The 19153-nt window shown below is 56.8% G+C and carries 15 protein-coding genes and 1 other annotated feature; of the genes, 4 read left to right on the forward strand and 11 right to left on the reverse strand.

Annotated features, from left to right (window positions below):
* Positions 1-75 precede the first annotated feature (75 nt).
* From N5C09_RS05220 to N5C09_RS05260, 9 genes are all read right to left on the reverse strand, one after another.
* Positions 76-1380, reverse strand: coding sequence for an inosine/guanosine kinase (locus N5C09_RS05220; protein ID WP_131636096.1), 1305 nt, complete (start codon positions 1378-1380; stop codon positions 76-78).
* A 62-nt stretch (positions 1381-1442) separates the two neighbouring features.
* On the reverse strand, positions 1443-2405 hold the full coding sequence (gene hemH, locus N5C09_RS05225; RefSeq protein ID WP_063451657.1) for a ferrochelatase: 963 nt from the start codon (positions 2403-2405) through the stop codon (positions 1443-1445).
* 124 nt (positions 2406-2529) lie between these two features.
* Positions 2530-3174, reverse strand: coding sequence for an adenylate kinase (gene adk, locus N5C09_RS05230; RefSeq protein WP_006809841.1), 645 nt, complete (start codon positions 3172-3174; stop codon positions 2530-2532).
* A gap of 195 nt (positions 3175-3369) precedes the next feature.
* Complete coding sequence (gene htpG / locus N5C09_RS05235; RefSeq protein WP_112791912.1) at positions 3370-5244, reverse strand: molecular chaperone HtpG; 1875 nt, start codon at positions 5242-5244, stop codon at positions 3370-3372.
* Between the two features lie 110 nt (positions 5245-5354).
* The gene (recR, locus tag N5C09_RS05240) at positions 5355-5960 is read right to left on the reverse strand and encodes a recombination mediator RecR (RefSeq protein WP_006809843.1); all 606 of its coding nucleotides are present in this window, start codon (positions 5958-5960) and stop codon (positions 5355-5357) included.
* Positions 5960-6292: a YbaB/EbfC family nucleoid-associated protein gene (locus tag N5C09_RS05245; RefSeq protein WP_003858972.1), complete on the reverse strand. Its 333-nt coding sequence runs from the start codon at positions 6290-6292 to the stop codon at positions 5960-5962. The genes recR and N5C09_RS05245 overlap by 1 nt, the downstream gene beginning before the upstream one ends.
* Before the next feature lie 53 nt (positions 6293-6345).
* Entirely contained in the window at positions 6346-8274 is a 1929-nt protein-coding gene (dnaX, locus tag N5C09_RS05250) for a DNA polymerase III subunit gamma/tau (protein ID WP_203465745.1), read from the reverse strand.
* Positions 6952-7016 (reverse strand) — a sequence feature (DnaX frameshifting element). It overlaps the preceding gene by 65 nt.
* 88 nt (positions 8275-8362) lie before the next feature.
* Positions 8363-8914 carry an adenine phosphoribosyltransferase gene (gene apt, locus N5C09_RS05255; protein WP_000127359.1) on the reverse strand — a complete coding sequence of 184 codons (552 nt, stop codon included), beginning with the start codon at positions 8912-8914 and terminating at the stop codon, positions 8363-8365.
* 151 nt (positions 8915-9065) lie between these two features.
* Complete coding sequence (locus tag N5C09_RS05260) at positions 9066-9443, reverse strand: DUF454 family protein (RefSeq protein ID WP_063451660.1); 378 nt, start codon at positions 9441-9443, stop codon at positions 9066-9068.
* A 50-nt stretch (positions 9444-9493) separates the two neighbouring features.
* On the opposite strand from N5C09_RS05260, the gene priC reads away from it, so the two are divergent.
* The gene (gene priC / locus N5C09_RS05265) at positions 9494-10021 is read left to right on the forward strand and encodes a primosomal replication protein N'' (RefSeq protein ID WP_063451661.1); all 528 of its coding nucleotides are present in this window, start codon (positions 9494-9496) and stop codon (positions 10019-10021) included.
* Positions 10022-10035: 14 nt separating this feature from the next.
* A complete protein-coding gene (rsmS, locus tag N5C09_RS05270; protein WP_279748602.1) occupies positions 10036-10206 on the forward strand; it encodes a pleiotropic regulatory protein RsmS in 171 nt (56 codons plus the stop codon).
* Positions 10207-10223: 17 nt separating this feature from the next.
* On the opposite strand, the gene mscK is transcribed toward rsmS, so the two are convergent.
* Together mscK and acrR are read right to left on the reverse strand one after the other, a co-directional pair.
* Positions 10224-13571 carry a mechanosensitive channel MscK gene (gene mscK / locus N5C09_RS05275; RefSeq protein ID WP_279748603.1) on the reverse strand — a complete coding sequence of 1116 codons (3348 nt, stop codon included), beginning with the start codon at positions 13569-13571 and terminating at the stop codon, positions 10224-10226.
* 113 nt (positions 13572-13684) lie between these two features.
* A complete protein-coding gene (acrR, locus tag N5C09_RS05280) occupies positions 13685-14338 on the reverse strand; it encodes a multidrug efflux transporter transcriptional repressor AcrR (protein WP_063451664.1) in 654 nt (217 codons plus the stop codon).
* Positions 14339-14479: 141 nt separating this feature from the next.
* Between acrR and acrA the strand changes: the two genes are divergently transcribed.
* The gene (acrA, locus tag N5C09_RS05285; RefSeq protein WP_063451665.1) at positions 14480-15673 is read left to right on the forward strand and encodes a multidrug efflux RND transporter periplasmic adaptor subunit AcrA; all 1194 of its coding nucleotides are present in this window, start codon (positions 14480-14482) and stop codon (positions 15671-15673) included.
* A gap of 22 nt (positions 15674-15695) precedes the next feature.
* The gene (gene acrB, locus N5C09_RS05290) at positions 15696-18842 is read left to right on the forward strand and encodes a multidrug efflux RND transporter permease subunit AcrB (protein WP_063451666.1); all 3147 of its coding nucleotides are present in this window, start codon (positions 15696-15698) and stop codon (positions 18840-18842) included.
* The last annotated feature ends 311 nt before the right edge of the window (positions 18843-19153 follow it).

Raw genomic sequence — 19153 nt, forward strand, 5'->3', positions numbered from 1 at the left:
CCTGCTGGCGCTACGCTTAGCAGGCCTACAAGCAGCCCCGGTAAGCGTAGCGCCACCGGGGTTTTCTTTTAACAATCAACGATCCCAGTACGCCTCTTCGAGGCTGTCTTCCCGTTCCGGCAGCCCTCGCGTTAAGCGCGGCGAATGCTGGTTCAGCACCTGATAGCTCACGCGGTTCGCGTACTTGCACACCTGCGCCAGCGAGGAGTAGGTCAGCCAGGTGAACCTGTGTTTGCTGGAGTTCGGCACGTTGGTTTTATGGTAGGCGTTAGCGGTGATGTCGTGCAGCAGCGCGGCCAGCGCGCCGTCGCCCGCGCCGTTGGTGTTCATGATCTTCTCGGGACCGCCCATATACGGTGCGATGTGGGAGAAGATGCGCAGCGGGTTTACGCAGTCTTTATGACGCATGGCGCGGCTAAATTCGTACTGGTTAAATTCGGCAATCGCCCCCGGCAGCAGCGGGTGCTGGGTTTTGCGCTTGCTCTCTTCTTCCGTGAACCCCGCCATATACAGCCCAACCGGACCGGCGGTGCAGAGCACCAGATCCACCCAGTCCAGCGCTTTATCGGACGCCAGCAGCGGATCGCTTTCGCCGGTCAGCGCTTCGGCCTCTTCTTCGTTCATCGCCAGAATGGAGACGTGCTCCTTCAGGAAGGCCTGCCACCACGCCGGGTTGTCGGCAATCACGAATTTGGTGCCCAGCGTCAGGACCACCGGCACGTTGTATTTCTTCGCGTACTCAATCGCCTTCATGGTCGCTTCAGGCATCGGCTCGCCCGGCTTGCAGCGCACCAGGTAGGAGGTCAGCACCAGCGCAGACGCGCCCGCGATCACCTCTTCCGGGATACTTTCGGCGCGCAGCTTGTTCATATGGCCAGGGCTGATGGCGAAGGTCCGTTCGCCGGAATCGCTAATCAGCGTAAAACAGCGGCCAATCGGCCCGTCAACGCCCTGCAAATAGTTCAGATCGGTGCGGCTGGAGGTATTGCACAGGTAGCGGTAGGCATAGCCACCGATTTCGATATTGCTGCACATCACGCCAAGCAGGACCGAGCGGTCATCTGCCAGCACGGAGTAGTTGTGCATGGTGTTACCGATGGTGCCGCCGGCAAACTGGTGGGTGATGAGATTGTCGCGCTTCAGCTCCTGATACAGCGCTTCAGCAACGTCATCCTCAATCACTAGCGAGTGCCCGGCGCTCAGACCGTAACGTGCGACAAACGCGTCATCCACTTTGGCTTCAATGTCCACCAGCGTCTGATCGATACCCACCACCCAGGCTGCGCTGGTTTCGCTTTCCGGCTGGATTTGCTGTAGCAGCGGATCGCGGGCATCGACGGGGAAATAGTGTTTGGACTTACGTTTACCGGGAAATTTCATGGTCTGAACTGTGCAAAGAATACGGGCCGGGAATGGTAGCACAAACCCGGCCCGTAACGCGATCAGCGGCGAGTGGTGACCAGCGACACCATCATGTCGATGTGTTCAGGGGAGTCGTTAAGCGCCGGAATGTATTCGTATTTCGTTCCGCCCGCCTCCATGAAGAACTCTTTGTTCTGGACGGCAATCTCTTCCAGCGTTTCCAGACAGTCCGCCGAGAAGCCCGGCGACATCACCTGAATATGCTTCACGCCCTTCTCGCCCAGCATTTTAAGCGTTTCATCGGTATACGGCGTGAGCCACGGCTCGCGGCCAAAGCGCGACTGGAAGGTCATCATCACCTTCTCCGGCGGCAGGCCGAGCGCAGAGACCAGCTCGCGGGTCGTATCGCGGCAGCGCTGGGGGTAATCATCCCCTTCGTTGGCGAAACGCTGCGGAATACCGTGATAGGAAAGCAGCAGCAGATCCGGCTCGCCATGTTTTTCAAACGACGCGCGCACGCTGCTGGCGAGCGCCTGAATATACAGCTCGTTATCGGCGTAGTCGCGGATAAAGGTAATACCGGGAATACGGCGGCGGGTCGCCAGAATGCGCGCCAGCTCGTCCCAGACGGCAGCCACCGTGGAGCACGAATACTGCGGGTAAAGGGCGAGCACCACGATGTGCTCAACGCCCTGCGCCAGCAGAGAATCGACGGCGCTGGCCAGCGAAGGCTTACCGTAGCTCATGCCGAGCGCAACGGGCATGTCCGGCAGACGGGCGGCCAGCGCTTTTTCCTGACGACGGCTGTAAACCATCAGCGGCGAGCCCTCTTCCATCCACACGGACTGATAGAGCTTTGCCACACGCGGAGAACGAATCGGCAGAATAACGCCACGCAGCAGTGGCCACCACAGCAGTCTTGGGGTATCCACGACGCGCGTGTCGCTTAAAAATTGTCGCAGGTAGCGTTTTACCGCCGCTGGAGTAGGTGCTTCTGGGGTGCCCAGATTGGCAAGCAGGATGCCGGTTTTCGCCTGACTCATTCACGCCTCTTAACCATTTGATAGGTTGTCAATTGTAGCGGAAATGCGTTTAAACGAAACCCATTGCTGTAATAGGTAAGATGAGAATTTTTCTCACCCGGGATTCCGGGTGAGAGAGGTGCGGTTAGCCGAGGATTTTTTCCAGCTCTGCACGTACGTCAGCCACGGCTTTGGTGCCGTCAACTTTTGCGTATTTGGTGTTACCCGCCTGCGCTTCTTTGGTGTAGTAGCCGATCAGCGGCGCGGTCATCTGATGGTATTCCACCAGGCGCTTACGCACGGTCTCTTCCTGATCGTCTTTACGGGTGGTCAGCTCTTCGCCGGTCACGTCGTCTTTACCTTCAACCTTAGGCGGGTTGAATTTGATGTGGTAAACGCGGCCAGAAGCAGCGTGCACGCGACGGCCAACGATACGGTCAACGATCAGCTCGTCCGGCACGTCGAACTCCAGCACGTAGTCCACGTTGATGCCCGCTTCTTTCATGGCGTCAGCCTGAGGAATGGTGCGCGGGAAGCCGTCCAGCAGGAAACCGTTGCGGCAGTCTTCCTGAGCAATGCGCTCTTTGACCAGCGCGATAACCAGCTCGTCGGTCACCAGCTTGCCTGCATCCATGATGTCTTTAGCTTGTTTGCCCAGCTCGGAGCCAGATTTAACAGCGGCACGCAGCATGTCACCGGTAGAGATTTGCGGAATACCGTATTTCTCCATGATGAACTGAGCCTGAGTTCCCTTACCCGCGCCCGGAGCGCCAAGCAGAATAATACGCATTGCGAAAATCCCCTCAAATGTCGATTCAATTTTTCAAAAGCGCTAAACAATACCACCAGAACGGGTATCGCTCAAGGAAGGCGGGGAGGCTGAAACGGTTAATGAGGGGAGATAATTTGGGAGAGTGCGGTCTGGTGCCCTCACCCCGGCCCTCTCCCACGGGGAGAGGGAGAAGACCAGGGGAGACGTGGTCAGTTACGCCAGCAGCAGCGCATTCACACGTTTAATGAACAGGTTAGGATCTTCCAGGGTGCCGCGCTCGGCCAGCAGGGACTGATCCAGCAGCAGCTCAACCCACTCGGCGAAGCGGGCTTCGTCCTGAGTATCCGCCGCGCGTTTCACCAGCGGGTGATCCGGATTAAGCTCAAAGATATATTTCACTTCCGGCACGGCCTGGCCCGCCGCAGCGAACAGTTTCGCCATCTGGGTGCTCATTTCGTCCGCATCGGTGGTGACAATCGCCGGAGTATCGGTCAGACGGTGCGTGAGGCGCACCTCTTTCACGCGGTCGCCCAGCAGGGTTTTCACGCGCTCAACGAACGGCTCCAGCGCCTTCTCGGCTTCTTTCGCGCTTTCGTCCACTTCATCCGCCAGCTTGTCGATGGACTCGTCGGCTTTGGCAACGGACTGGAACGCCTTACCGTCGAACTCGGTCAGGTAGTTCATCATCCACTCGTCGATGCGGTCAGACAGCAGTAGCACTTCGATGCCTTTCTTACGCAGCAGCTCCAGGTGCGGGCTGCTCTTCGCTGCCGCATAGCTGTCAGCGGTGATGTAGTAGATCTTCTCCTGCCCTTCCTTCATGCGGGAGACGTACTCTTCCAGCGACACGGTCTGTGCGGAAGAGTCGGTGTGCGTAGAGGCGAAGCGCAGCAGCTTAGCGATAGCTTCCACGTTCGCGGTGTCTTCCGCCGGACCTTCTTTCAGCACCAGGCCGAACTGTTTCCAGAAGGTCTGGTATTTTTCCGCGTCGTCTTTCGCCAGTTTTTCCAGCATCTGCAACGCACGTTTGGTCAGGGCGTTACGCAGATTACGGGTGACGGTGCTGTCCTGGAGGATTTCACGAGAGACGTTCAGCGGCAGATCGTTGGAGTCTATCAGGCCACGAACAAAGCGCAGATAGTTCGGCATGAACTGCTCGGCGTCGTCCATAATGAAGACGCGCTGCACGTACAGCTTCAGGCCGTGCTTGTGATCGCGGTTCCACATGTCCCACGGTGCCTGCGCCGGAATGTACAGCAGGCTGGTGTACTCCTGCTTCCCTTCCACGCGGTTGTGGCTCCAGGTCAGCGGGTCGGTAAAGTCGTGGGCGATGTGCTTATAAAACTCGTTGTACTCGTCGTCTTTGATTTCAGCCTTGTTACGCGTCCACAGCGCCTGCGCCTTGTTGATTTTCTCCCAGGAAACCACGGTTTCACCGTCTTTCTCTTCCTGTTTTTCAATCTCTACCGGCAGCGCGATGTGGTCGGAATATTTGCTGATGATGGAGCGTACGCGCCAGTCGTTCAGGAAATCATCTTCCCCTTCGCGCAGGTGGAGGGTGATTTCAGTGCCGCGATCTGCTTTGGTGATGTCATCAACGGTGTATTCGCCTTCCCCTTTGGATTCCCACAGCACGCCGTTCTCGGCGCTGTCGCCCGCCGCGCGGGTGCGCACGGTGACTTTGTCCGCCACGATGAACGCCGAGTAGAAGCCCACGCCGAACTGACCTATCAGCTGGCTGTCTTTCGCCTGGTCAGAGCCCATGGACTCCAGGAACGCTTTGGTGCCGGATTTAGCGATGGTGCCGAGATGGTCGATCACCTCGTCGCGGTTCATCCCGATGCCGTTATCGGCAATCGTCAGGGTGCGGTTCTCTTTATTGAAAGAGACACGCACGCGCAGCTCGCCGTCGCCTTCATACAGATCCGGGTTGGACAGCGCGCGGAAGCGCAGCTTGTCCGCCGCATCGGAGGCGTTGGAAATCAGCTCACGCAGGAAAATTTCTTTGTTGGAATACAGGGAATGGATCATCAGGTGCAGAAGCTGTTTCACTTCTGACTGGAAACCACGGGTTTCTTGTCCTTTCATCTAAGTCGACCTCAACAATGCCATTTAATGGGGTTGTAAAACGTTGAGTGAGAGATGGGGATAAGGGGGGAAATTTTCAAGCGGAGGCCGCGCACGCAGCCTCCGTTTGGTCAGAAAATAATCTTGTGACGTCCGGCCAGAGAGTGCGACAGCGTGGTGCCGTCGACCATCTCCAGCTCGCCGCCGACCGGCACGCCGTGGGCGATGCGGCTGGCGTCAACGCCGTACTGCGCGCACAGCTCGGCGATATAGTTGGCGGTTGCCTCCCCTTCCACCGTGGGGTTGGTGGCGAGGATCACCTCTTTGATCGTCTCGGACTCAAGACGCTGTTCAAGGCGATCGAGACCGATATCGTCCGGGCCAATGCCGTCCAGCGGGGAGAGGTGTCCCATCAGCACGAAATAGCGGCCGGAAAACTGCCCGGTTTGTTCGATGGCGTAGATGTCCGCCGGACTCTCCACCACGCAAATCTGGCCGTTTTCCTGACGACGCGGGTTCGTGCAGATGTTACAGACGTCCTGCTCGGTAAAGGTCCGGCAATCCGCACAGTGACCAATTTCTGACATGGCGCGGGTCAAAGCCTGCGCCAGGCGCATCCCGCCGCTGCGGTCGCGCTGCAATAGCGTAAACGCCATACGCTGCGCCGACTTCGGGCCAACGCCCGGCAGGCAGCGCAGTGCTTCCATTAACTGCGTGAGCAGCGGACTGGTTTGCATCAGAACGGCATCTTAAAGCCCGGCGGCAGCTGCATACCGCTGGAAACAGAGGCCATTTTCTCTTTCTGGGTTTCGTCGATACGGCGAGCGGCATCGTTAAACGCGGCTGCAACCAGATCTTCCAGCATCTCTTTGTCGTCTTCGAGCAGGCTCGGGTCGATTTCAACGCGACGGCAGTTATGCGCACCGTTGATGGTCACCTTGACCAGACCGGCACCGGATTCACCCGTGACTTCCAGCTGAGCGATCTCTTCCTGCATCTTCTGCATTTTTTCCTGCATCTGCTGAGCCTGCTTCATCAGGCCACCCAGACCGCCTTTTCCACCAAACATAGGCTTCTCTCTTCTTTCACGTTAAGGATTACAACCGTAAGTCAGACTCACGATCAAAGGGGGCGAATACTCTCTTCATCCAGATCGGCGTCGAAGAACCGGCGCAGGGTCTGGATGTTGTTATCCGCGATAATCGACTCGCGCGCCTGCGCGAGCTTCTCTTCATAAATCGCCTGTCGCCACTCGAGCGGCGTTTTCACCGCCGGATTATCATCTTCAATGATAGTCAATTCAACCGGCATGCCCTGTAAAGCGGCGAGCGCCTCGGCCAGCGCCTTTTGCGCGCCGGGGGAGTTGAGGTGCCGCTGGCCGGGACGCAGGTGCAGACGCACCTGATTGCCTTCCTGCTCTTTCCAGGCGTTCAGCGCGACCTGCTCCACCAGCTTCGGCAGTTGCAGTTTGCTGACCTCAGCGGCCCAGGCGTCGCGCTCGATAGACTCTTCGGCAAGCCTGGCGGAAAGCTCCGGCGTTTTTTCATGCTCCAGCGCCTTTTTCAGCGCTTTCGGCGTGGCGACCACTTCCTTGACCGTCTCAACAACGGTGGTCGCCTTCCAGCGGTAAGCCTCTTCTTTAGCCGGGGCTTTCTGCTCGAGCGCGGACGGTGCCGGGCGCGACTGTACGCGCTCCGTTACCGAAGCCAGTCGTTCAAGCGCGGCGTTGTTCACCGGCCGCGCTCTTCCTGGCGCTGCCGGTTCACTCTTTTTTGGTTTGGTTGCTCCCTGCGCACGCTGCAACTGGCTTCGTGCGGCAAGCACCGAACTGGTGGCATCCGACAGCGGCACGTTTTGCGGCGGCGGCGATGCCGGCTGCGGTGGCACCTGCTGCGGTGACATTACCGCGGTCGGCGCAACCGGCGCAAAGGACTGTCGGGGCGTTTCCGGCTCCGGCAAGGGCATACGCGGATGGAAAGCCAGCGCGCGCAGCAGCGTCATCTCAACGCCCATCCGGCGATCCGGCGCAAACGGCAGCTCTTTGCGGCCAATCAGCAGGGTTTGATAATAAAGCTGCACGTCAGCCGGCGGCACGGTGCGCGCAAGTTCACGCATCCGCTGCTCAATGGTTGCCATGTCCGCGCCAATGGCCGACGGGGACAGTTGCAGCATCGCCACGCGGTGCAGCAGGCTGAGCATCTCGACCAGCAGCGCTTCCCATTCAATGCCACGGGCGGCGGCATCGTTGACGAGCGTCATCACCCGCTCACCGTTGGCGGCGATCATCGCTTCGATAAGCGACAGCGCCTGATCGTCATCCAGCGTGCCGAGCATGGTGCTGACCGCGTCGGTGGAGAGCTTACCGTCACCGCTGGCAATCGCCTGATCGGTCAGGCTTAGCGCATCGCGCAGGCTGCCGTCCGCCGCACGGGCCAGCAGTTGCAGCGCGCGCGGTTCATGAACAATGTTCTCTTCATCGAGAATATGCTCAAGCTGAGCGCGGATCTGCTCAACGTCCAGCGCCTTCAGATGGAATTGCAGGCAGCGCGACAGGATCGTGACCGGCAGCTTTTGCGGATCGGTGGTCGCCAGCAGGAATTTAACATGCGCAGGCGGCTCTTCCAGCGTTTTCAGCAGGGCGTTGAAGCTGTGGCGCGACAGCATGTGCACTTCATCGATCAGGTAGACCTTGAAGCGGCCGCGCGCCGGGGCGTACTGCACGTTGTCGAGCAGATCGCGGGTGTCTTCCACCTTGGTGCGCGAGGCGGCGTCGATCTCGATCAGATCGACAAACCGCCCCTGCTCGATCTCGCGGCAGTTGTCACATACGCCGCACGGGGTGGCGGTGATCCCGGTTTCGCAGTTCAGACCTTTTGCCAGCAGACGGGCAATAGAGGTTTTCCCGACGCCGCGGGTGCCGGAAAAAAGATAGGCGTGATGGATGCGACCTAGCGACAAGCCGTTCGCCAGGGCCGTCAGCACATGTTCCTGACCGACAACGTCAGCAAAGGTTTGTGGTCGCCATTTACGGGCTAACACCTGATAACTCATGGGCAGGCTCTGCAACGCTGGAAGGTGAATTAATGGAGGGGAATGCTATCACAACCTCACCCATTGAGCGAGGTTGTGAGATACGGGATTAATGACCCGGGAAAGGCACCAGGCTGTAGCTGGTAATACCCTGTTTTTCCAGGCGCTGCTCGCCGCCGAGATCGAACAGGTTGATGATGAATGCCGCGTCGGTCACTTCACCACCCAGACGACGGATCAGCTTGACGGTCGCTTCAATGGTGCCGCCGGTAGCCAGCAGATCGTCCACCACCAGCACTTTGTCGCCAGGCTTGATGGCATCAACGTGAATTTCCAGCTGATCGGTGCCGTATTCCAGCTCATAGCTCTCGGCGATGGTTTCACGCGGCAGTTTGCGCGGCTTACGCACCGGCACAAAACCCACGCCCATCGCCAGCGCAACCGGTGCGCCAAACAGGAAGCCGCGGGCTTCGGTACCTACTACTTTGGTGATCCCGGCGTTTTTATAACGCTCGACCAGCAGTTCAATGCTGAGCGCGTACGCTTTCGGGTCTTCCAGCAAGCTGGTGACATCACGGAAAAGAATGCCAGGCTTTGGATAGTCCTGGATACTTTTGATGCTATTTTTCAGATATTCAAGCTGCTGTGCAGTTGCGGTCATCGGTTTGTGCCTAAATGAAACAGTGTTACTCACGGCGCGCGACGAGTCGGTCAAAGTAACAGTTGTTTAACCTTTGACCAGGCGCACCTGTGCTCGAAAACGGTCGAATTTACTGGCTGCGCGCCATAATTGCAACCGCCATGATGAGGCTTCAGTGCTTTTGTTGCTTTTCATCAACCACGGGGATCCGCCACATGAAGATCAGCAGGCAGGCCAGGATCGCCAGCAGCAGAATACGCACCCACATCATTTTCACCAGCCATAACGAAACGGCGAAGGTGATCAGGATAAAGGCAATGGCGCGCGGCTTGGCCCCAGGCGGCATGGCCCGGTGTTTTTGCCAGTAGCGCAGGTAGCCGCCAAACCACGAGCGGTACAGGAGCCAGTGGTGAAAACGCGGCGACGAGCGGGCGAAGCACCAGGCGGCCAACAGGATGAACGGCGTGGTCGGCAGCAAGGGCAAAACCACACCTAGCGTACCCAGCACTACCGCGAGCCAGCCAATGATGATTAAAATAGTACGCTGCATAATGCGAATCGTTATCAAACTGAACGGCTACTTTACCACTGGAGAGCGCATTGAAAACAGCACTGCTTCTTGAGAAGCTGCAAAATCAGCTGATCGCTCTGCGGGTGCAGGCCACGCCGCTGATGGGACACGCCACGCTGAAACCGCGCTTTGACCGGCAGCTTTTCCGCACCCGCAGCACTCTCATTCAGGATTACCTTGCTGAGATGCAGACCAACCTCGATGAGCTTCGCCACGCGGTTGAGCATGAACAGCAGGAACAGGTGGCGTGGCTTGCAGCGCATCTTACCGAGCAGATCACCGCCCTGCACCGCGAACTCGCCGCCTGGCCGCTACGGGCGTGGGACAGCGCCTCGCCTGGGCTGGGAAAATGGCAGCGCAAGCGGCTGGAGACCCAGGAGTTTGAGCGGCGTCTGTTTGAGATGAAGCGCGAGCGCGAAGCCCGCCTGAACAACAGCGAAACGCTGGAAGAGCAGCAGCTCTTAATGCGTGAAATCAGCGCGCTGGAAGGCCGTATCGTCCGCTGCCGTCAGGCGCTGGACGACATTGAGCGCGTCATTGAACGCCTGACCCGTTAACAGGAGCCACACTGATGTCACTGGAAAATGCCCCCGACGAGGTCAAGCTGGCCGTCGATTTAATTATGCTGCTGGAGAATCATGAGATCCCGGCGGAGACGGTGCTGAAGGCGCTGGAGATTGTGCGGCGAGATTTTGAAGGAAAGGTGAAGGCCGGTTGCCCTCACCCTGGCCCTCTCCTTTGAGGGAGAGGGAAAATAGTTTAGGCGGGAGTCGGATCGTCACCCTTAATCTCGCGCTTCACTTCCGTATGCTCGTCACCTTTCTCGTTGCGCAGGTGCACCTCAAGCTGGTTGAAGGCGATATTGATGTTGTTTTCACGGCACAGGCGATCGATGGTGCGGTTCAGCTCGTCGACGGTGTAGCTGCGATCGCGCAGTTCACGCACGTATAACCGCAGCTCATGATCCAGCGTGCTCGGCCCAAACGTGGTGAAAAATACGTCAGGGGCAGGATCGTGCATCACTTTCGGGTGCGAGTTAGCCGCTTTCAGCAGCACCTCTTTGACCTTATCCAGATCTGAGCCGTAGGCCACCCCGAGGCGGATCACTACGCGGGTGGTCGTGTCGGAGAGGGACCAGTTGATCAGTCGCTCGGTCACGAAGGCTTTGTTCGGGATGATCACCTCTTTACGATCGAAGTCAGTGATGGTGGTCGCACGGATACGGATCTTGCTGACGGTCCCGGAGAAGGTGCCGATGGTGACGGTATCGCCGATACGCACCGGACGTTCGAACAGGATAATCAGGCCGGAGACAAAGTTACCGAAGATCTCCTGCAAGCCGAAGCCCAGACCCACCGACAGCGCCGCCGCCAGCCACTGAAGCTTATCCCACGAGACGCCCAGCGAGCCGAATACCGTCATCGCCCCGACAATAATAATGACGTAGTTCAGGATGGTGGTAATGGCATACGACGCCCCCTGACGCAGGTTCAGCCTTGAGAGCACCAGCACTTCCAGCAGGCCAGGCAGGTTGCGAATCAACGCCCAGGCAACCACTGACGACACCAGCGCAAAGAGCAGGCTGCCCATGGTGACGCTTTTCATTACCGCAGCGCCCGCTTCGGTGCCGTTGTATTGCCAGAGGGTGATACTGTCGAGGTAGGCGAAGACGGTAATGAGATCAGACCAGATGGCCCAGAACATCACCGCAAACAGGGCGATCATCACCAGCATGGTAATACGCATCGTTTGCTGGTTGACCTGCTCCAGCGCAATGGTCGGCTCTTCCTGCGGCTCAGCCCCTTCAGCCCCCTCTTTAACCTGATGCTGTCGACGGGCAACAGCACGACGATAAGCAATGCGGCGCGCCGCCACGCTCAAACCACGCAGCACGGTCTGGAACAGCAGGTTCCACACAATCACCAGGTAGACCGTTTCAATCCAGCGGCCTGACAGACGAAGCGTGGTATAGAAGTAACCCGTTGCCGTCAGCACCATCAGCGCCAGCGGAATGAACGCCAGCACCGTTACGATAACCAGACGAAGATTGTGGGACTCTTTATCACGCCAGCTATCGCGGCACATCGGCCACATCAGGACGGCAATCAGCAGCAGGTTCAGCATAATCACCAGCTGTCCGAGCACGTCATCCATCAGATGCAGCGGAGAAAGCTCGGCCACAACGGACCAGAAGTGCAGCGGCAGCAGCGCGAGGCTGATACGCACAATCTGGCGACGCCAGTGGCTGGTAAGTTTCTCCGGCATGTTGAAGTGGCGGACGGCGACGCCATCTTTTTCCAGCACTTTCCAGCACAGGCCAAACACCAGCCAGAACAGCGCCAGCTTTTTACTGAACGCCCACAGCAGGTCGCTGATATTGAGCTGCATGGTCAGCAGGATCAGGCCGATGGCGAGGATCAGCAGGCAAACCGGCAGCGCGCGGATCAGATCGATCAGGATCGCTTTCGGCGTGTGCAGCTGGCTGTCGTTACGCAGTTGCCCCACTTCCGAGGCCAGCTTCGCCTGATACTGTTTCAGCCATTTCAAACGCCAGCGGATCACGCCGGCGATGAGCAGCAAAGGCAGGCCCGCCAGGAAGGCAATCATCACCGCAGGCCAGGCTTTCTCCCAGTTCACGGTAATTTTCATGCTTTTGATCTGGGATTTCAGCGTTTCAGGGAAAGATTTAAACCAGTCCCAGTCCATGGGTTTGTTGCTGTTCACCCAGAAAATCTGCTGGGTCAGGATCTCCTGTAGGCTTTTAGATACGCTCATCAGCTGCTGCTGGTTGATTTGCAGGTTAATCGCCATCATCAGCTGATTGCCCAGCTGCTTATTAAGCTGATCGAGCAGTTCGCGGCGCATATCCACCACCTGCAACAGCGCGTCGTGAACTTCACCGTTCACTTCACTTGAATGGCCCTCTTCCACTTTGGCAACAAACGTGTCGCTCTGGAACAGGGCATCGCGCTGCTGGTTAACGTCAAACTGTTCAAGACGCAAATCCGCAATGCGGTTGGTCATGTCTTCCAGCTCGTCGGCGGACGGCAGCGTCTGCTGCTGCTGGTAGAGAATGCGCGACAGCAGCAGGCTGCCCTTCAGGACGGCAATCTGCTCTTTGATATTACGCTCGGCCTGCAAAGCGCGATCCAGCCAGTTTTTGACTTTAATATTCTGCTGCACCAGCGCGCTGCCGCTTTCAGTTGCCTGAATCAGGCGTTCGCTCAGTTGATGGTTAATCTCCAGCTCCTGCTTCACCAGCGGATTGGCCTGGATGCGCGCCGTTTCGTCTGGCGAAACCGCTTCCTGCGCCGTTTTTTCGGTCAGCGTCAGGCGCTTGCTGTTCACCGCTTCCTGCAACAGCTGAAGCTGATGCTCGAGCCGGTTGATATTCGCGTTCACGTAGTCACGCTGTTTTTGCAGCGCATCCTGCAACACCGTGTTGCCTTCCAGACTCTTACGCTGCTGTTCAATCTCCGCGTTCAGCAGTGTCTGCTGAATGTTCAGCAGCGTTTGCTGGCTCGGACGAAGCGCCCCTTCCCCCACGGTGATGCCATTCAGACGGTTACGTATCTGCTGGAGCTGTTGCGATGCGGAGTACATGGCGTTCTGCACGCGCTCAGGCTGGGTTTGCAGTGAAACCAGCTGGCTGTTGTAGGTCGAGAGATCGGACTGCGCCGTTTGCAAATCGTCCAGCAGCTGCGCCACGCGCGACTCAAGCTGGCGCAACGACAGGGTGGCGAGCGTTTTCCGGGTTTCATCATCGTTATCAACGTCGCTGAGCGCGTTCAGCGCCTCCGTTGCTTTACGCATGTTCTCCGGTGCCTGAGCAACCTTCTGCCGTAGCTGGGCCGTTCCGGCTTTGATGCGATCGATCTTATCCAGCGTTTCCAGGGTTTCCGTCAGGTCCTGCTGAACGAGCTTTTCCTGAGCGGAGAGATCTTTCTGTTTATTCAGGGTGTCGAGTTGCGACTGAACCTCGGCACGCGTCGGAACGTCACTGCCGTTGTCTGCACGGGCCCAGGAATGCGGTGCGGCTGCAAAGAAAAACAGCAGGATCAAAAAAACGGCCAGAACAGAATGTGTCGAGCGATAGGTGTGCAGCATAGTCGTGAATGTGATCTGAGAAATGACCGAAAATAGTCGGGCGTGAAGAATATCACGCCCGCCTGAAGCAGAATAGCGGGAAGGTTATCCTCTAAGACATTTCCTGGACAGGTTCAGGCAGTCAGCGGCGGTTCCTCACTGCGGAGAGTCGGACAAAGCTGGCACATCTCAAGGAAGATCGCGACGTAGCTGCGCGCCTCTGCTTTCAAATCAAACGACTGCGGGGCAAAAAGCCAGTTTTCCATCAGGCCGGAAATATAGCTGCGCATCAGGATCGCCGCCCGGCGCGTTAACAGCGTGGCGGGAAGCATGTCGGCCTGCATACATTCCTTAAGAACCTGCTCGATGCGATCGTAGCTTTCCAGACACAGGTCGCGCTGTGCCTGCTGAACCACCGCCATTTCGCCAACGAATTCACATTTATGGAAAATGATTTCCATCATCAGACGTCGGCGTTCTTCCACAACGGTCGCTTCAAGGATATATACTAATATTTCTCTTAATACTGAGAGTGGATCGTGAGGGAATTTTGCCCGATACTCAGTCTCAAGATCGCTAATGCTGGACTCTGAAAGCTCCCAGATTTCACCAAACAGATCTGACTTGTCTTTAAAATGCCAGTAAATCGCTCCCCGCGTGACGCCCGCGGCCTGAGCAATCTGCGCCAGCGAGGTTGCCGAAACACCCTGCTGTGAGAACAAACGCATTGCCACATCCAGAATGTGTTGTCGGGTTTCCAGCGCTTGTTGTTTGGTTTTTCGTGCCATACGTTGATGAATTTACAGGAGTCAGATTTACATACATTTATGAATGTATGTACCATAGCATGACGATAATATAAACGCAGCAATGGGTTTTTAGACTCAGGACCCTTGATCAATTTGAAATCGGACACTCGAGGTTTACATATGAACAAAAACAGAGGGTTAACGCCTCTGGCGGTCGTTCTGATGCTCTCAGGCAGCTTAGCGCTTACAGGATGTGACGACAAAGAGGCTCAACAAGGAGCTCAGCAGGTGCCAGAAGTTGGCGTGGTGACGCTCAAATCCGAACCTCTCCAGATGACAACAGAACTACCGGGCCGCACCAGCGCCTACCGCATTGCGGAAGTGCGTCCGCAGGTGAGCGGTATCATCCTGAAACGTAACTTCACCGAAGGCGGTGATGTCAAAGCAGGTGAGTCTCTGTATCAGATTGATCCAGCAACCTACCAGGCGTCTTATGAGAGCGCTAAAGGCGATCTGGCGAAAGCAGAAGCGGCAGCCAAAATTTCGCAGCTGACGTTGAATCGTTACAAGAAACTGCTCGGCACGCAGTACATCAGCCAACAGGATTATGATTCTGCCCTGGCCGATGCGCAGCAAGCCAACGCGGCCGTTGTGGCGGCGAAAGCGGCGGTAGAAACCGCGCGTATCAACCTGGCCTACACCAAAGTGACCTCTCCTATCAGCGGTCGTATTGGTAAATCTGCCGTCACCGAAGGTGCGCTGGTGCAGAACGGTCAGACCAACGCGCTGGCCACCGTGCAGCAGCTTGACCCGATCTATGTTGACGTTACCCAGTCCAGCAACGATTTCCTGCGTCTCAAACAGGAGCTGGCCAGCGGTCAACTGAAACAGGAAAACGGTAAAGCCAAGGTTGAACTGGTTACCAACGACGGTATCGAGTTCTCGCAGACCGGTACACTGGAATTTTCTGATGTGACCGTCGATCAGACCACCGGCTCAATCACCATCCGGGCCATTTTCCCGAATCCGGATAAAACGCTGCTGCCGGGTATGTTCGTACGCGCGCGTCTGGAAGAAGGGACGAACCCAACCGCCATTCTGGTTCCTCAGCAGGGTGTGACCCGTACGCCACGCGGCGATGCGAGCGCGCTGGTTGTGGGTGCCGATAACAAAGTCGAAACGCGCAATATCACCGCAACGCAGGCGATTGGCGACAAGTGGCTGGTAACGAAAGGTCTGAAAGATGGCGATCGCGTGATTGTAACCGGTTTGCAAAAAGTTCGTCCTGGCGCGCAGGTCAAAGCTCAGGAAGTGAAATCTGACGACAAACAACAAGCGTCCGCCGCTGGCCAGTCAGAACAAACCAAGTCTTAACTTAAACAGGAGCCGTTAAGACATGCCTAATTTCTTTATCGATCGCCCCATATTTGCGTGGGTGATCGCCATTATCATCATGCTGGCCGGGGGACTTGCGATCCTGAAGCTGCCTGTTGCGCAATATCCAACGATTGCGCCACCGGCAGTAACGATCTCCGCAACCTACCCGGGCGCTGATGCGAAAACGGTGCAGGATACCGTTACGCAGGTTATCGAACAGAACATGAACGGTATCGATAACCTGATGTACATGTCCTCAAACAGTGACTCAACCGGTACGGTTCAGATCACCCTGACCTTTGAATCCGGTACGGATGCGGACATTGCACAGGTTCAGGTGCAGAACAAATTGCAGCTGGCGATGCCCCTGCTCCCGCAGGAAGTGCAACAGCAGGGCGTGAGCGTCGAGAAATCGTCCAGTAGCTTCCTGATGGTTGTCGGCGTGATCAACACCAACGGCACCATGACGCAGGAGGATATTTCCGACTACGTGGGCGCCAACATGAAGGATGCCATCAGCCGTACGTCCGGTGTGGGTGACGTTCAGCTGTTCGGTTCTCAGTACGCGATGCGTATCTGGATGGATCCGAATAAGCTGAACAACTTCCAGCTGACGCCGGTTGACGTGATCAACGCCATCAAAGCGCAGAACGCCCAGGTTGCCGCCGGTCAGTTAGGCGGTACGCCGCCGGTGAAAGGCCAGCAGCTTAACGCGTCTATCATCGCGCAAACGCGTCTGACCTCTGCGGATGAGTTCAGCAAAATTCTGCTGAAGGTGAATCAGGACGGTTCGCAGGTTCGCCTGCGTGACGTGGCGAAAGTGGAGCTGGGCGGCGAGAACTACGACGTTATCGCGAAGTTCAACGGCAAGCCGGCATCTGGTCTGGGTATCAAACTGGCGACCGGCGCGAACGCCCTGGACACCGCGACGGCTATCCGTGCAGAGCTGAAGAAGATGGAACCGTTCTTCCCGTCAGGTCTGAAAATCGTTTACCCGTATGACACGACGCCGTTCGTAAAAATTTCGATTCACGAAGTGGTAAAAACCCTGGTTGAGGCGATCATCCTCGTCTTCCTGGTCATGTACCTGTTCCTGCAAAACTTCCGCGCGACGCTGATCCCAACCATCGCCGTACCGGTTGTATTGCTCGGGACCTTCGCGGTTCTGGCGATATTCGGCTACTCGATAAACACCCTGACGATGTTCGGGATGGTGCTCGCCATCGGCCTGCTGGTGGATGACGCCATCGTGGTGGTCGAAAACGTCGAGCGTGTGATGGCGGAAGAAGGCCTGCCGCCGAAGGAAGCGACCCGTAAATCGATGGGTCAGATCCAGGGCGCGCTGGTCGGTATCGCGATGGTACTGTCTGCGGTGTTTATCCCGATGGCCTTCTTCGGTGGCTCAACGGGTGCGATTTACCGTCAGTTCTCCATCACCATCGTGTCAGCAATGGCGCTGTCCGTGCTGGTTGCGCTGATCCTGACGCCAGCCCTGTGTGCGACGATGCTGAAGCCGATTCAGAAAGGCGGTCACGGCGAGCACAAAGGGTTCTTCGGCTGGTTTAACCGCATGTTTGATAAGAGCACGCATCACTACACCGACAGCGTGGGGAACATCCTGCGCAGCACCGGTCGTTACCTGCTGCTCTACATCATCATCGTGGTAGGGATGGCCTTCCTGTTTGTTCGTCTGCCAAGCTCGTTCCTGCCAGATGAAGACCAGGGCGTGTTCCTGAGTATGGCTCAGCTTCCGGCCGGTGCGACGCAAGAGCGTACGCAGAAAGTGCTGGATGAGATGACCGACTATTTCCTGACCAAAGAGAAAGACAACGTCGAATCCGTGTTTGCGGTTAACGGCTTTGGCTTCGCAGGTCGTGGTCAGAACACCGGTATTGCCTTCGTTTCTCTGAAAGACTGGTCTGAACGTCCGGGCGACGAGAACAAAGTTGAAGCGATTACCGGCCGTGCAATGGCTACCTTCTCGCAGATTAAAGACGCGATGGTCTTCGCCTTTAACCTGCCAGCGATCGTGGAACTGGGTACGGCGACCGGCTTCGACTTCCAGCTGATTGATCAGGGCGGTCTGGGACACGAAAAACTGACTCAGGCGCGTAACCAGCTGTTTGGCGAGGTGGCAAAACACCCTGACCTGCTGGTGGGCGTGCGTCCTAACGGTCTGGAAGATACGCCGCAGTACAAGATCGATATCGACCAGGAAAAAGCGCAGGCGCTGGGTGTGTCCATCAGCGACATCAACACCACGCTGGGTGCAGCCTGGGGCGGTAGCTACGTCAACGACTTCATCGACCGCGGTCGCGTGAAGAAAGTGTACGTCATGTCCGAAGCGCAATACCGCATGCTGCCGAACGATATCAACAACTGGTACGTTCGCGGTAGCGATGGTCAGATGGTGCCGTTCTCATCCTTCTCTACGTCACACTGGGAATACGGTTCGCCGCGTCTGGAGCGTTATAACGGCTTGCCATCGATGGAAATCCTCGGTCAGGCAGCGCCGGGTCGAAGCACCGGTGAAGCCATGAACCTGATGGAAGAGCTGGCCAGCAAACTGCCTGCGGGTATCGGCTACGACTGGACCGGCATGTCCTATCAGGAACGTCTGTCCGGTAACCAGGCCCCTGCCCTGTACGCCATTTCACTGATTGTGGTGTTCCTGTGTCTGGCGGCACTGTACGAGAGCTGGTCGATTCCGTTCTCCGTTATGCTGGTGGTTCCGCTGGGGGTTATCGGTGCGCTGCTTGCTGCAACGTTCCGTGGGCTGACCAACGACGTATACTTCCAGGTGGGCCTGCTGACAACCATTGGCTTGTCGGCGAAGAACGCGATACTTATCGTCGAATTCGCCAAAGATCTGATGGAGAAAGAAGGTAAAGGCCTGATTGAAGCTACGCTGGAAGCGGTTCGTATGCGTCTGCGTCCAATCCTGATGACGTCCCTGGCGTTTATCCTGGGCGTTATGCCGCTGGTTATCAGTTCAGGTGCAGGCTCCGGCGCGCAGAACGCGGTAGGTACTGGCGTTATGGGCGGTATGGTCACCGCGACGGTGCTTGCGATCTTCTTCGTGCCGGTGTTCTTTGTGGTGGTTCGTCGCCGCTTCAGCCGTAAGAATGAAGATGTTGAGCACAATCATTCGGTAGAACATCACTGATACCGGTTTCACATGATAAAAAGGCCGCATTTGCGGCCTTTTTCATTTTCAGAAAAGATCATAAAATAGACCTATTGTCGTTCTATTTATTTTCTTCTTTTTTATAAGGCCTGGCATAATAGGTCGAAAATCAATACGAAGAACTCAGCATTCTTTTATTATCATTTCGCGGCGTAAATTATTCGGACTATTCCTAACTTAAAGAAAATATCTGAGATATCTGGTTCCGGACTTCACATCAAACTTTGCGCTAACTCAATGAATTTTAAGGAACCGATAAAAAAATGCGTTTTTTACTGATTAACGCGTTC

The organism is Enterobacter sp. GD03975, assembly GCF_029838645.1.
Taxonomy (GTDB): Bacteria; Pseudomonadota; Gammaproteobacteria; order Enterobacterales; family Enterobacteriaceae; genus Enterobacter; species Enterobacter quasihormaechei.